The sequence below is a fragment of the Anaerococcus obesiensis ph10 genome (assembly GCF_000311745.1).
Lineage (GTDB): Bacteria > Bacillota > Clostridia > Tissierellales > Peptoniphilaceae > Anaerococcus > Anaerococcus vaginalis.
Genome location: NZ_HE978532.1, coordinates 643,845 through 657,330 on the forward strand (window position 1 = coordinate 643,845; position 13,486 = coordinate 657,330).

14 protein-coding genes and 1 pseudogene are annotated in these 13,486 nt (G+C 27.9%); 4 read left to right on the forward strand and 11 right to left on the reverse strand.

Going from position 1 to position 13,486, the window contains the following annotated elements:
* Position 1: 1 nt before the first annotated feature.
* The 11 genes from HGAG_RS09090 to rpmH form a co-directional block, all read right to left on the reverse strand.
* Positions 2–1,000, reverse strand: a complete 999-nt coding sequence (locus tag HGAG_RS09090; RefSeq protein ID WP_019118850.1) for a ParA family protein — start codon at positions 998–1,000, stop codon at positions 2–4.
* On the reverse strand, positions 978–2,192 hold the full coding sequence (locus HGAG_RS09095; protein ID WP_019118851.1) for a CinA family nicotinamide mononucleotide deamidase-related protein: 1,215 nt from the start codon (positions 2,190–2,192) through the stop codon (positions 978–980). Before HGAG_RS09095 ends, HGAG_RS09090 begins: the two co-directional genes overlap by 23 nt.
* 90 nt (positions 2,193–2,282) lie before the next feature.
* The gene (gene rsmG / locus HGAG_RS09100) at positions 2,283–2,912 is read right to left on the reverse strand and encodes a 16S rRNA (guanine(527)-N(7))-methyltransferase RsmG (RefSeq protein WP_019118852.1); all 630 of its coding nucleotides are present in this window, start codon (positions 2,910–2,912) and stop codon (positions 2,283–2,285) included.
* Positions 2,905–4,821, reverse strand: a complete 1,917-nt coding sequence (gene mnmG, locus HGAG_RS09105; RefSeq protein WP_019118853.1) for a tRNA uridine-5-carboxymethylaminomethyl(34) synthesis enzyme MnmG — start codon at positions 4,819–4,821, stop codon at positions 2,905–2,907. Before mnmG ends, rsmG begins: the two co-directional genes overlap by 8 nt.
* Positions 4,811–6,175: a tRNA uridine-5-carboxymethylaminomethyl(34) synthesis GTPase MnmE gene (gene mnmE, locus HGAG_RS09110; RefSeq protein WP_019118854.1), complete on the reverse strand. Its 1,365-nt coding sequence runs from the start codon at positions 6,173–6,175 to the stop codon at positions 4,811–4,813. The genes mnmG and mnmE overlap by 11 nt, the downstream gene beginning before the upstream one ends.
* 118 nt (positions 6,176–6,293) lie before the next feature.
* Positions 6,294–6,476: a R3H domain-containing nucleic acid-binding protein gene (locus HGAG_RS12195; RefSeq protein ID WP_244263850.1), complete on the reverse strand. Its 183-nt coding sequence runs from the start codon at positions 6,474–6,476 to the stop codon at positions 6,294–6,296.
* A complete protein-coding gene (locus HGAG_RS10955) occupies positions 6,476–7,162 on the reverse strand; it encodes a protein jag (protein ID WP_244263851.1) in 687 nt (228 codons plus the stop codon). The genes HGAG_RS12195 and HGAG_RS10955 overlap by 1 nt, the downstream gene beginning before the upstream one ends.
* Entirely contained in the window at positions 7,128–7,886 is a 759-nt protein-coding gene (locus HGAG_RS09120) for a YidC/Oxa1 family membrane protein insertase (RefSeq protein ID WP_019118855.1), read from the reverse strand. The genes HGAG_RS10955 and HGAG_RS09120 overlap by 35 nt, the downstream gene beginning before the upstream one ends.
* Before the next feature lie 41 nt (positions 7,887–7,927).
* A complete protein-coding gene (gene yidD, locus HGAG_RS09125) occupies positions 7,928–8,140 on the reverse strand; it encodes a membrane protein insertion efficiency factor YidD (protein ID WP_004839607.1) in 213 nt (70 codons plus the stop codon).
* A complete protein-coding gene (gene rnpA / locus HGAG_RS09130) occupies positions 8,130–8,480 on the reverse strand; it encodes a ribonuclease P protein component (protein WP_004839608.1) in 351 nt (116 codons plus the stop codon). The genes yidD and rnpA overlap by 11 nt, the downstream gene beginning before the upstream one ends.
* A 57-nt stretch (positions 8,481–8,537) precedes the next feature.
* Positions 8,538–8,672 (reverse strand): 50S ribosomal protein L34, encoded by a 135-nt coding sequence (rpmH, locus tag HGAG_RS09135; protein ID WP_004815746.1) that lies wholly within the window; start codon positions 8,670–8,672, stop codon positions 8,538–8,540.
* A gap of 802 nt (positions 8,673–9,474) precedes the next feature.
* Between rpmH and dnaA the strand changes: the two are divergent.
* The 4 genes and pseudogenes from dnaA (at position 9,475) to recF (ending at position 13,486) form a co-directional block, all read left to right on the forward strand.
* Positions 9,475–10,850, forward strand: a pseudogene (dnaA, locus tag HGAG_RS10960) (chromosomal replication initiator protein DnaA).
* Positions 10,851–11,082: 232 nt separating this feature from the next.
* Positions 11,083–12,195 carry a DNA polymerase III subunit beta gene (gene dnaN / locus HGAG_RS09145; protein ID WP_019118856.1) on the forward strand — a complete coding sequence of 371 codons (1,113 nt, stop codon included), beginning with the start codon at positions 11,083–11,085 and terminating at the stop codon, positions 12,193–12,195.
* Between the two features lie 8 nt (positions 12,196–12,203).
* Entirely contained in the window at positions 12,204–12,413 is a 210-nt protein-coding gene (locus tag HGAG_RS09150; protein WP_019118857.1) for an RNA-binding S4 domain-containing protein, read from the forward strand.
* Positions 12,413–13,486, forward strand: a complete 1,074-nt coding sequence (recF, locus tag HGAG_RS09155) for a DNA replication/repair protein RecF (protein WP_019118858.1) — start codon at positions 12,413–12,415, stop codon at positions 13,484–13,486. Before HGAG_RS09150 ends, recF begins: the two co-directional genes overlap by 1 nt.

Sequence of the window (13,486 nt, forward strand, 5' to 3'; positions counted from 1 at the left end):
GCTAATCCCTCTTTTCATTATTTACTAGTTTATTTTGATTAAAAGAAAATTTGTTTTTCTTTACTATTGTCTCATCAGAATTTTCTTTTTTATCATTCTTAACTATGTTTTTATCTTCCTTAGATTTTTCATCACGGATTTCTTTAGTTTTTTCTGAATTTTTTATCTCAGCATTATTTAAATTATCATTTTTTTCTTCAATCTTTGAATTTTTTTCTAAGTTTTCCTTTTTTCCAAAAACATTTTCTACAAGCTCTTTTGCCAAAGACAAGTAAGCTCTAGCTCCCTTAGATTTTTCATCATAAGATATAACAGATTTTCCAAATGATGGTGCCTCTGCGAGTTTTATATTTCTTGGAATCATAGTAGAAAATACTTTCTCTTTAAAAAATGATTTTACTTCTTCTACTACTTCATAAGATAAATCCGTATCCTTATCAAACATACAAAGCAAAACTCCCTCAATTTCCAAATCTTCCTTTATTGATTCTTTTATTGTTTGATAAGTTTTTAATAGCTCGCTCACTCCCTCAAGAGCATAGTATTCTGTTTGAATAGGAATAATTATAGAATCACTAGCTACAAGGGCATTTAAAGACAAAAGTCCCAAAGATGGTGGGCAATCTATCAAAATAATGTCAAAATCTTTTTTTATTTCTTCAATGATTTGGCTAAGCATTTTCAATCTTTCCTCTTCATCAAGACTTACAAGCTCTACTTCAAGACCTGACAAGGAATTTTCGCTAGCTATTAGATAAGGACCTTCCTGACTTTTTAAAATATAATCCTTGTAATTATCCCCTTCATCATAAAACATCTTGTATATTGATTTTTCAAGTTCATTTTTATCAAAACCAAGACCTGTTGTTGTATTGGCTTGTGGATCAAAATCAATAACCAATACTTTTTTATCCAGTTTTGACAAGGCTACCGCAAGATTTACAACGCTTGTAGTTTTTCCTACTCCACCTTTTTGATTAAATATCGATATTGTCTTCATACTTACCTCTCATAATAATTATAGCAAGATCCAAGGCTCGATTTTTTGCAAAAAGTCTTGCCTTATTCCTATCAGCTGAAAATTGAAATTTTTTTATAACTTTTTGGTTCTTATATTTTATAGCAAGAATTACCTCTCCCTTGTGAGCATAGCCAGTTGATCCTATACAAAGACTTGAATTTGTAATTTTGTATAAGCCTTCGATCATTTCGTTTGCACACTCAACACTTACCGCACTATATTTGTCTAATGTTTCACGTGAAACATTTAAAATCTTTTCTTTAATTTTATCTGAATAAGTTATATAGGATTCTTCTATTACCTCACTTGCTCCACTTATATCTATTATTGATGAAGCAATCAATCCACCTGTTATAGATTCACAAGTAGAAACTTTTTCATTTCTTTCTTTTAATAAATTTATTAAAGTTTCTTCTTTTCTCAAACCATCATCGGAAATAAACAAATTTCCAAAAACATTTTTAACTTCTTTTTCTTTTTCATTTAATAAAAAATCTGCTTCTTTTTCGCTTTTAGCCTTTGCTGTAATTCTTAAAAATCCACCTTCATTATCAAAATAAGGAGAAATTGTAGGGTTTGTTGATGACAAATCAATTCTATTCGCCATATCCCATTCTCCCAAAAGTCCTATTCTTAAATTCTTCGATTTAATAATAGCATCTTTTTTTAAATAACTTGAAAGTTTATTTTCAAACATATATTCCATTTCTCTTGGTGGTCCTGGAAGAAGAATTATCTTAGTCTTATCTCCCATTATACAACCTGGAGCTGTTCCTTTGTCGTTATCTAAAATAATTGCACCATTTGGAAATTTTACTTGCTTTAAATTTACCTTAACAGCTTTTTTGTTATTAGAAAAATAACTTTCAATTCTTTCTTTTGATTTTTTATCAATTTCTACTTGGCCTTCTTTGCCAATAACTTTTATGGCAACTTCTTTGCTTATGTCATCTTCAGTTGGCCCAAGCCCTCCTGTTACAAAAATATAATCAACTTTTCCATAAGCATTTTTCATTGCTTGGAACAATCTATCAAAATTATCTCCAATAGTTACCATCTTATAGACATCTATTCCATACTCTGTAAGTTTTTGTCCTATAAATTTCGAATTTGTATCTGTAATATTTCCTAATAATATTTCTGTTCCTACAGAAAAAATTTGTGCTTTCATAAATCCTCTTTTCTCTATAATAGTATAACATATTTTCAATAAAAAAATGTTTCACGTGAAACATTTTTTTCTTTTATTTATTTTATTTTTTTATAAAGGATTTTTCTTTGGTTGATTTTTTCCTCTAGGATATTTCTTTTTCGTTGACCTTACTTTTTTTATCAAAATATTTTTTCTTGTATTTCCGTAAAGATCAATTGTGTCAATATTAATTAATTCTCCTCCCAAAATTTTCAAAGCATTTTGTGCTTGTTCATATTCTTCTTCTGCCTTTGGGCCTTTCATTGCTATAAATATTCCGCCAACTTTTAAAAATGGAAGAGCATATTCTGAAAGTGTTGATAAATTTGCAACAGCTCTTGAAATAACCATATCAAATTCTTCCCTATGATCTTTTGCGTAATCTTCTGCTCTGACATGAATAGCTTTGGCTTTTTCAAGTTTTAATTCTTCTATTACTTCATTCATAAAATTTACTTTTTTATTTACTGAATCTATCAAAGTTAAATCAAAATCTTTTTCAATTCTTAGAGGTATTCCTGGAAATCCAGCTCCTGATCCTATATCCAAAACTTTCATTCCTTTGTTTATATATGATTTTATAGTAAGAGAGTCTTCAAAATGTTTTATCCTTATTTCTTTTGGGTCATCAATGCTTGTTAGATTAAATTTTTTATTTGTTTCTATGAGCATTTGTTCATATATTTTAAACTTATCCATTTAAATCTCCCGACTTGAGTCTTATAAGAAGTACATTTATATCTGCTGGCGAAACTCCTGAAATTCTTGAGGCTTGACCTATTGAATCTGGCTTTATTTTATTTAATTTTTCTGCTGATTCTTTTTTCAATCCATTTATTTTACTATAATCAATATCATGGTCTAGTTTTTTGTTTTCTAGTTTTTTAAATTTTCCTATATCTGCCATTTGTTTTTTGATATATCCTTGATATTTGATTTCTGTTTGAACTTGAATTTGTTGGAATTTTGGTAATTCTGGTCTATCAGGATCCAAAACTTCCAATTTTTTATAGGTTAATTCTGGTCTTTTTATAAGATCGAACAAACTATATCCAGTTTTTATAGGATTTGAACCTATTTTTTCTAGAATTTCATTATTTTTTTCGTTAGGACTAATCATTACATTTTTTAATCTAGAAATTTCTTTTTCAATATTTTCTCTTTTTACAACCATTTTTTCATAACGTTTATCTGATACAAGTCCTATTTCATGTCCTTTTTCTGTAAGCCTAAAATCAGCATTATCTTGTCTCATTGTAAGTCTATATTCACACCTTGAAGTCATCATCCTATATGGTTCATTAGTTCCCTTAGTTACTAAATCATCAATCAAAACTCCAATATAAGCATCAGACCTATCAAGAATTAATGCATCTTCTCCTCTTAATTTTAAAGCTGCATTTATTCCTGCAATAAGACCTTGCCCTGCAGCTTCTTCATATCCACTTGAGCCATTTATTTGTCCTGCAAAAAATAAATTTTCAATCTCTTTTGACTCTAAACTTCTTTTTAAATTTGTAGAATCAAGACAGTCATATTCAATTCCATAAGCAGGTCTAATGATTTTACAATTTTCTAAGCCTTCTATGGTTTTATAGAATTCTTTTTGAACTTCTTGAGGAAGAGTTGATGAAACGCCTTGAATATACATCTCATCTGTTGAAAGACTTTCTGGTTCAATAAAAACTTGGTGGATGTCCCTATCTGGAAATCTTACCATTTTATCTTCAATTGATGGGCAATATCTTGGACCAATTCCCTTTACAAGGCCTGCGTACATTGGTGACCTATCCAAATTTTCCATAATAATTTCCTTAGTTTTTTCTGTTGTATATGTCAAATAACAAGCTTCTTGTTTTTTATCTGAAAAATCTTTGTCTTCATTTAAAAATGAAAAGGCAACAACATTTTCATCTCCTTTTTGAATTTCAGTCTTTGTTAGATCTAGACTTTTTTTATCAACTCTTGCTGGGGTTCCAGTTTTAAAACGTCTTAATGAAAAACCTAATTGCTCTAAACTATCGGATAAATGAGTTGCTGCAGATAAACCATGTGGACCTGATGTTTTTTGAAAATCTCCCATCAAAATTTTTCCATTTAAATATGTTCCTGTACAAACCACACAAGCTTTTGTAGGAAAAATTGCCCCTTGAATTGTTTCAACGCTTTTTACTTTGCCATCTTCAATATTAATTTTATCTACTTCTTGTTCAAACAAATCAAGATTTTCTTGATTTTCAAGAGTTTTTTTCATCTCTTGATGGTATTTGATTTTATCAGCTTGAACTCTCAATGAATGAACAGCAGGTCCTTTTGATGTATTTAACATCCTTGATTGTATAAAGGTTTTGTCAATATTTATTGCCATCTCTCCACCAAGAGCATCAATTTCTCTTACTATATGTCCCTTTCCAGTTCCTCCAATATTAGGATTACATGGCATATCAGCCACCGATTCCATACTTGTTGTAAGAACCAAAGTTTTAAATCCAAGCCTAGCAGAGGCAAGTCCTGCCTCACAACCAGCATGACCTGCACCTATAACAACTACATCATATGCTTCGTCTATATATTTATGATTTTTATTTTCTAACTTATTATTTTCCAACACAAAACTCCCTAAATACCTTATCCATTATTTCATCTGAAACAGTTTCTCCTATTATAAGTCCCAAATCATCATAAGAAGATCTCAAATCAACTTCTACACAATCAATAGGAACAAAAGCTTTTATATCATCTAATGATGATTCCAGTTTTTTTCTTGAAGAATTTAATAATCTTTCATGTCTTAAATTTGTAATCATCAAAGATTCTTTATTTAATTCTTTTGAATCAAAAATATCAAAAATAGCTCCTTCTAATTTATCAACTCCATCTCGTGAAACCATAGATGTTTCGATAATTTTAAAAGAATCATCAAAATCACTTTTTGAAATTTTTGAATCCAAATCAATTTTGTTTAAGATTATAATAGCATTTTTTCCCTTTAACATATCCAAAATCATCTTATCTTCGTGATCTAGTTTTCTGGACCTATCAAATATTGCTATAATAAGATCTGCATCTTCTGCTAATTCTTTTGATCTTTGCACTCCTATTTTTTCAACTTCATCGTGGGTTTCCCTAATTCCTGCCGTATCATTAATTTTTAAGGTTAAATTTCCAAGATTTATATACTCAGTTATAGAATCTCTTGTAGTTCCAGGAATATCTGTAACAATTGCCCTATTTTCATTTAATAAAACATTTAAAAGTGAAGATTTTCCTACATTTGGTTTGCCAATTATAGTTGTTTCAATCCCATCTTTAACAAGTTTTCCCTTATTTGCTGTTGCTAGAAGTTTTGAAATTTCATCATATGCCTTTTGCATAAAAGCTATAATATTATCAACTGGCAAATCCTCTCCATCTTCGGTAAAATTAATCGAATATTCTATTCTTGATAAGGCCTCAAGTTCTATATTTCTAATTTCCTCAATTTTTTCTCTCAACAAACCTGATAAATGCTTTAAACCTTGTTTTTGTGATAATTCATTGGTTGAATTTATAATATCAAGAACTGCCTCAGCTTGAGATAAATCAATTCTTCCATTTAAAAAAGCTCTTTTGGTAAATTCTCCCCTATCTGCAAGCTCACAGCCCATATCCAATAATAAATTCAAAATATCTCTTACAGAAATCATTGAACCGTGGCAATTTATCTCGCAAATATCTTCTCTTGTGTAGGTATTTGGTCCTTTCATAAAATTAACCATAACTTCATCAAAAATACGGCCGTCTTTTTCTATATGACCGTATCTCATCATCCTATTATCTTTTTCTCTATCTAAAGGTCTGTTATTTATTGGCTTAAAAATCTTTTTTATAATGTCAAAAGATTTATCGCCACTCATACGAACTATAGATATACCACCACTACCTTGTGGCGTAGAAATTGCTGCTATTGTAGATTCACTCATAATTCATCCTTTCTAAAATGACTGTTTACCTTTGACATAAACAAAATTTTCATTCTTTCCATATTATACATTAATTTTATCAATTAAAAAAGATGTTTCACGTGAAACATCCTTTATGTTAATCTAATTTATAATCAACTACAACATATCTTTTTGGCTCAACTCCTTCTGAGTGAGAATCAAGCTTATCATATTTTGAAATTTGCTCGTGAGCAAGTCTTCTTTCATAGGAATTCATATATTTTAAGTTCCAACTTTTTCTTGTTTTTAGAACTTTTTTGCACGCCTTATCAGCAAGCATTACAATTTTATCATCGCGTCTTTTTTATAGTTGTTTATATCTATATTAAGCTTAACCTTATTTGATCTTGCTTTTATAATTTTTCTTATTACAGTTTCAATTGCATCAAGGGTTCTTCCATTTTTTCCAATTACGATTCCTGTATCTTTTGGATCAATTTTTGCATCAAGCTTAATTATGTTATCTTCTAAATTTCCAATAACTTTTACATCTTCAAAGTGCATTTGGATTAAAATTTCTTCTAACAAATCTTTTGCTTTGTAATAAAGACTTACTTCGTCTTCTTTTTGGTCAGAATCTTCTAATTCATCTTCAAAATCTTCTTCTATTAAGTCTTCAAAAGATTCATTTATTTCATCTAAATTTTCTTTTTCATCCAATTCATCTTCAAAAGAATTTTCTTCTTCTATTTTTTCTGATAAATCTTCCAAATCAAATTCTTTTTCTAGCTCTTTTTTGCTATCTTCTTCAATTTCTTTCATTAATGAATCAATTCCCTCATTAATATCTTCATCGTAAGAAATTTTAACAACAGCATCTTTTTGTCCAATTAAACCTAAAAATCCTGTAGATTCTTCTTCTATAACTTCAATATCAACTTCATTTATTGATTTATTAATTTCTTTCAAAGCTTCATTAATAGCTTCATCTTTAGTTTTTGCTGTTTTTACTATTGATCTTTTCATCTTTTTCCTCTTTATCTCTTTTGCTTAGGCCAACTAAATATTGTCCTCCAAGAATTAAAAGTCTTGCAAGTGAGCTTGTTGTCCAATATAAAGGCAAACCTGCAGGAAGGTTTCTAAATACAAAATAATAAATTACTGGCATAGCCAAAAGCATATTATTCATAGAACCCATACCAGGAGTATTTTGAGCTTGACCTTGAGGTGATGTTTTCATTGTGAAAAGTTGAACACCTAATTGGCTTATACTTGTTAAAAGTGGCAAACCATAGAATAAAGGATCTGCCTTAGAAAGGGTTGGTACCCATAAAAAATTATCTTTAACTTGGTGCATATCACCTGCAAATATAAATTTATTTGGATTTTGAATAACCCTATATAAAGATAAAAGTATTAATAATTGGAAAATCATAACCAAACATGAAGATATTCCTGGTCCTACGCCTTCTTCCTTATATAATTGTTGCATTTTTTGTTGCATAATTTGAGGATCATAGGCATATTTTTTCTTAATTTCTTCAACTTTTGGCTGAATCTCTCCACTTTTTGCCGCTTGTTTTTGTTGATTCATAGTCATTGGTATAGTAATTAATGATACCAAAACTGTCATTAAAATTATTGAAATAGCATAAAAACTTATATTAGATGGTTCAGTAAAATTATTTACTAAAGAATCATAAATAAATTTCATTAAGCTACCCAATATTTGTGCTATAAAACTTAACATTATCTCTCCTAATCTCTAGTGTAAATATAAAAAATCAATTGCTAGGCCGGATCGTATCCTCCTTTAGAAAAAGGATTGCACCTTAGAATTCTCCAACAAGCCTTAAAAAAGGCCTTAAAAAAATTGTACTTTTTAAAACAGTCAATAGCATATTGGCTACAAGTAGGATAATATTTACATTTTCCAGAGCCTAATAGTGGAGAAATAAACAATTGATAAAATCTAATTAATATTAGAAAAAGTTTATTTAACATATCTAATTTTCTTGTCCTTAAAGGCTTTACTAAGTACGTGTCCCAAAGAAGATTTAAGTTTTTGGTAAGTAAAATCTGTGGTATGTTTTTTTGGAATAATAATTATATCTACATTATTAATATTCCTATAATTTTCATAAACAATTGCCCTAAGTCTTCTTTTAAGTTTGTTTCTTTGATTTGCCTTGCCTATTTTTTTAGAAATAGAAAAGCCAAACCTTGGCCTATTTACACCGTTATTTTTTATAAAAACGGTAAAATCTCTATTGTAGTAGTGCTTAGATTTTTTATAAACTCTTTCAAAGTCTACATTCTTTCTTAAACTAAATTGTTTTTCCATAAGAATAAAACCTAACTTCTAACTTATCTACAATATAAAAAAGCCGCAGCTTTTTTATTATGCAGATAATTTCTTTCTTCCCTTTTGTCTTCTGGATTTTAAAACTCTTCTACCAGCGGGAGTTGACATTCTTTTTCTAAAGCCATGGTCTTTTTTTCTTTTTCTTCTATTTGGTTGATAAGTTCTCTTCATATTATCACCTCCTATTATTTTACGCTGTCTTTTATTATATTTAAATAATGGTAGAAAGTCAAGGTTTTAAATATAAAAATACAAAAATTTAAATTAAAAATTAATGCTTAAATTTTATAGGTTTATATTTTTATTTGAAAATAAAAAATAATCCTTTAAATTTTTTAAAATTTAAAATTTTTGTGTGTAAATTTCTAATTTTTTTTGAAATTTTAATACTAATATAAGTTTTATAAATTTTATGCAAATATCCATCGAATTTAAATTATTATTTATGTGTGGATAAGTTTTTTTAATTATATTTTATACACATACAATTTTGATTGTTCTTTATTTGAATAATTTTTAAATTTCTTGAAATATTTTTTTAATAAATTCCTATAATCAAAGATTTACTCATAAAAATATTTACAAATTTTTATATTTTATCAAGATATCCACATTATCCACATAGTTTTAATTTTTATAAATTTAAATTTTTTTAGCTTATCCCAAACTTATCAACATTTTGTGGATAACTTTACAAAATGGCTATATTAGTGTATAATCTCTTGTGTAAAAGATGATGATAAGTCTATTTTTTATTGATTTGCTTATATTTTTTGTGGATAAATTAATTGTATTATTTTATTTTTTTAAAAATAAGCAAAAATTTTCTCTAAAAATAAAGATTTATCCTATCCACATTAAAGTTATCCACAACTTATCCAAAATTTGGGGATAAGTCGAAAAATATAATTAACTTATTACAATTTACCATTTTGTTAAGTGTGGATAATATTTTATGAAAGAGAGCTGTAAGATGAATCTAGAATACATAACTAATGAATTAAAAGAAAAAATGAAAATGAATGTTCCAGATCTTCAACAATACGAAACTTGGATTGGAATTTTAAAGCCACTAAATAAATATGAAGATACTATTTATTTAGAAATTCCAAAAAATGATACTAAGTTTATTTTTGACCAAATTTGGGTTCCTCAACTCCAGTCTATTTTAAATGATATAAATAAGAGAGAAAATAAGGCATATAAAATTGAAATTGTTGCCAAAGATGGACCTAATTATGATGAAGTTTTAAGCCTTGGAAAAAATGTTGATGATGATGGGCAACTAAGACTTAATAATGTAAATAAGTATCCTAAACCTCTTCTTGAAAAAAATAATGTTTTTAAAAATTTTGTCCAAGGAAAATCAAATCAATTAGCTCTTGCAGCAAGCCAATCTGTTGCTGAAAATATGGCTAATTATAAGGTTTCAAGAGTCTACAATCCGCTTTTTATTTATGGAGCAAGTGGTCTTGGCAAGACTCACTTGATGCAGGCAATTGCTCATGAAATTCTTGAAAAAAGAGATGATTGCTATGTGATGTATCTTTCTAGTGAGAAATTTACTAATGAAATGATTTCTGCTGTTAGAAATAATACTAATGAAGAATTTAGGAAAAAATATCGTTCTGTTGATATGCTTTTGATTGATGATATTCAATTTATTGCCAATAAAACTGGTACTCAAGAAGAATTTTTCCATACTTTTGAAGATTTATATAATCAAGGAAAACAAATTGTAATTTCATCAGATAGGCCACCTAAAGAAATCAAACACTTGGAAGATAGGCTTGTATCAAGATTTGGTTGGGGAATTATAGTTGATATTTCAAAACCTGATTTTGAAACAAGGGTTGCAATTTTACAAAAAAACAAGATGAGCTTGGAGCTGTTGTTGATTACAAAATTTTAGAATATATTGCAGAAAATATTGAAACAAATATTAGGGATCTTGAAGGAGCCTTGGCAACTTCAATTGCTTGTGCAAAATCAAATAATAGATCATTTGTAAGCCTTGAGGATGCAAGACTTGGTGTAAGTTCAAGAGTTCATAATGATAGAAAAAAAATAAATGCAGAAGATATTCAAAAAAAAGTTGCTGAAAGATACCATGTAAAACTTGCTGATCTTAGAGGTAAATCTAGAAAAAAAGAAATAGTTATGCCAAGACAAATTGCTATGTATCTTTGCAGGGATCTTTTATCAATTTCTTTGGTAAGTCTTGCCAATGAATTTAATAGAGATCATACAACTGTTATGCATGGTCATGATAAAATTAAAGATTTAATGGAAGAAGACCAAGATTTTAGGCAAGAAATAGAAGAAATTATTAAAGAAATAAAAGCTTAGTTATCCACAAATTGTGTATAAGTTTGAGGATAAGCTTGTTTATAAGCTTAACTTTCTAAAAAAATTATTTTAGTCTGTGGATTGTGTGGAAAAGTGGATGACTTATAAAAACTTATCCAGAACTTATTATTTGAGTTTTTAATTTATAAATAAAGCTTTGTAAGACTTATCCACATATATACACTACCTAATACTAATACTACTAAGTTTATATAATATGTTAGGAGCAAATATGAAAATAGAAATTCAACAAAAAGATTTATCAAATAAAATTTCCATAGCTTTGAAAGCTGTTTCGAGAAAAACCAATATACAAATACATGAATTAATATACTTTGAAGCAAAAAATGATACTTTAACACTAACATCATCAGATGGAGAAATATCTATTGTAACAAAAGCCAATTGTAAGGTAGTACAAGAAGGCGAAATGGCAATAAATGCAAATATAATTGCAAATATCGTAAGAAAACTTCCAGATGAGCTAATAAAAATTGAGCTAGAAGATTCAAAAATAAAAATCAAATGCAATGGTTCAAACTTTAATATCCTAGCTTTTGATTATTATGAAAAGAAAAATTTCTCTATACCAAGCGTTGATTATTTAGAAATTCAAAATGATAAATTGAAAAGATCAATTTCACAAACAGAATTTGCAACAAGCTTGGACGAAACAAAACTTGCCCTTACAGGAATTTTGTTTGAATTAAAAGATGGATATTTAAATTTTGTAGCCCTTGATGGATATAGGGTTGCCCTTAAAAAATTAAAATTATCATATCCATCATCAATGGATAAGGCTAGACTGATTATTCCAAGAAAATCTATTTCTGAATGGACAAGGATAATTGATGATGAAAAAATTACAAAAATTTATAAGGACGACAAGGATATAATTTTTGAATCTGGAGACACTACGATGTATTGCAAGGTAATTGATAAAAATTATATTGATTACACAAATATAATTTCAGATATTTCTACAACAAGCCTTGTTGTTGATAGGCAAGAACTTATTAATTCTTTGGAAAGAGCTCAATTATTAAACAATACCCAAAGAGCAAATCTTATAAAAATAAATATAGAAGATGATAAGTGCCTAATCGAATCAAATTCTGAAATTGGAGATTTGAAAGAAGTTTTACAAATTCAAAAAGAAGGCGATGATGTAAAAATTGCTTTTAATGCAAGATATTTGATAGAAGGAGTTAAGGCTTGTGATACCCAAACTATAAGAATGCATTTAAAATCATCTTTAAATCCATGCCTAATTTATCCAAACGAATCAAAATATGATGATGAAGAATTTACGTATCTTGCTCTTCCAGTTAGACTTGCAGAATAGGAGTTTTTATGGAAAAGATAGAATTTGAATGCGACGAGATTTTAGCAAAAGATCTTTTAAAGGCAACGGACATAGCCCAAAGTGGAGGAGAAGCCAAACATCTTATAAAAGAATATGGAATTTTGGTAAATGGCGAAGAATTTTTCCAAGCTGGCAAAAAACTTTATAAGGGCGATGAAATAGAATTTGACAATCAATTTTTAATAAGTCTTGTATAATGTGGATTCAAAATTTAAAACTCAATAAATTTAGAAATTATCTTTCTCAAAATATAGAATTTAATGAAAATATAAATATATTTTTGGGAGATAATGCCCAAGGTAAGACAAACTTACTTGAAAGCATATATTATTTGGCAAATGCAAAAAGTTTCAAATCCTTTAGGGACAAGGACCTTATTATGTTTAATGAAAAAGAAATGTCCCTTGATGGAATTATTAGAAAAAATGAGTCTTTCAAAAATGTTCACATAAGTGTAAATGAAAATAAAAAAGATATATTTGTAAATGAAATAAAATATGACAAAAACAAGGATTTAAAATCTCTTTTTAAGTTGGTTTTATTTACACCAGAAGATTTAAATATAATAAAAGATGGACCAAATTTTAGAAGAGACTTGATTGATGATATAATAATTAGTGTTAATTTTAGCTACAAGGCAGTTAAAAAAGATTTTGATAAAATTTTAAGTCAAAGAAATAAATTATTAAAAAATCAAAGGTCAAAATATTTTAAAACTGAGCTTATGGCATTTGACCAGCAAATAATTAGGCTAAATTATAAAATTTATAGGTTTAGGGAAAAATATATTTCCCTAATAAATACCTATGCCAATAAAAATCATTTAAATCTTACAGAAAATAAGGAAAATTTAACCATAATTTATAAGCCAAACATCAAAGCAAATTCAATGGAAGAATATGGGGAAAAATTTTCTAAAAATATTTCTGATGATTTAAAATATTTTAGGACTACATCAGGCAGTCAAAGAGATGAAATTGATATAATAATAAATGGCAAGGATACAAAAAAATTTGGATCTCAAGGTCAACAAAGATCTGCTATTTTAAATATTAAACTTGCCAATGTAAATTTAATAGAAAATACTAGCCAAGATAAGGCGATAATCTTATTTGACGATGTTTTTTCAGAACTTGATGAAAAAAGATCAAATTTTTTATTGGAAAATTTAGGAGAATTTCAAACAATAATTACAGCAACCAACACCAAAAGTTTGGATGGGGTTAGTAGGAGTAAAATTAGAAAAATAAAAGATGGTCGAATTAAATAA

Excerpts from the sequence above, each read along its gene's own strand:
- HGAG_RS09090 (WP_019118850.1), bottom strand. The coding sequence starts at position 1,000 with ATGAAGACAATATCGATATTTAATCAAAAAGGTGGAGTAGGAAAAACT.
- HGAG_RS09095 (WP_019118851.1), bottom strand. The coding sequence starts at position 2,192 with ATGAAAGCACAAATTTTTTCTGTAGGAACAGAAATATTATTAGGAAAT.
- rsmG (WP_019118852.1), bottom strand. The coding sequence starts at position 2,912 with ATGGATAAGTTTAAAATATATGAACAAATGCTCATAGAAACAAATAAA.
- mnmE (WP_019118854.1), bottom strand. The coding sequence starts at position 6,175 with ATGAGTGAATCTACAATAGCAGCAATTTCTACGCCACAAGGTAGTGGT.
- HGAG_RS12195 (WP_244263850.1), bottom strand. The coding sequence starts at position 6,476 with ATGCTTGCTGATAAGGCGTGCAAAAAAGTTCTAAAAACAAGAAAAAGT.
- HGAG_RS10955 (WP_244263851.1), bottom strand. The coding sequence starts at position 7,162 with ATGAAAAGATCAATAGTAAAAACAGCAAAAACTAAAGATGAAGCTATT.
- HGAG_RS09120 (WP_019118855.1), bottom strand. The coding sequence starts at position 7,886 with ATGTTAAGTTTTATAGCACAAATATTGGGTAGCTTAATGAAATTTATT.
- yidD (WP_004839607.1), bottom strand. The coding sequence starts at position 8,140 with ATGTTAAATAAACTTTTTCTAATATTAATTAGATTTTATCAATTGTTT.
- rnpA (WP_004839608.1), bottom strand. The coding sequence starts at position 8,480 with ATGGAAAAACAATTTAGTTTAAGAAAGAATGTAGACTTTGAAAGAGTT.
- rpmH (WP_004815746.1), bottom strand. The coding sequence starts at position 8,672 with ATGAAGAGAACTTATCAACCAAATAGAAGAAAAAGAAAAAAAGACCAT.
- dnaN (WP_019118856.1), top strand. The coding sequence starts at position 11,083 with ATGAAAATAGAAATTCAACAAAAAGATTTATCAAATAAAATTTCCATA.
- HGAG_RS09150 (WP_019118857.1), top strand. The coding sequence starts at position 12,204 with ATGGAAAAGATAGAATTTGAATGCGACGAGATTTTAGCAAAAGATCTT.
- recF (WP_019118858.1), top strand. The coding sequence starts at position 12,413 with ATGTGGATTCAAAATTTAAAACTCAATAAATTTAGAAATTATCTTTCT.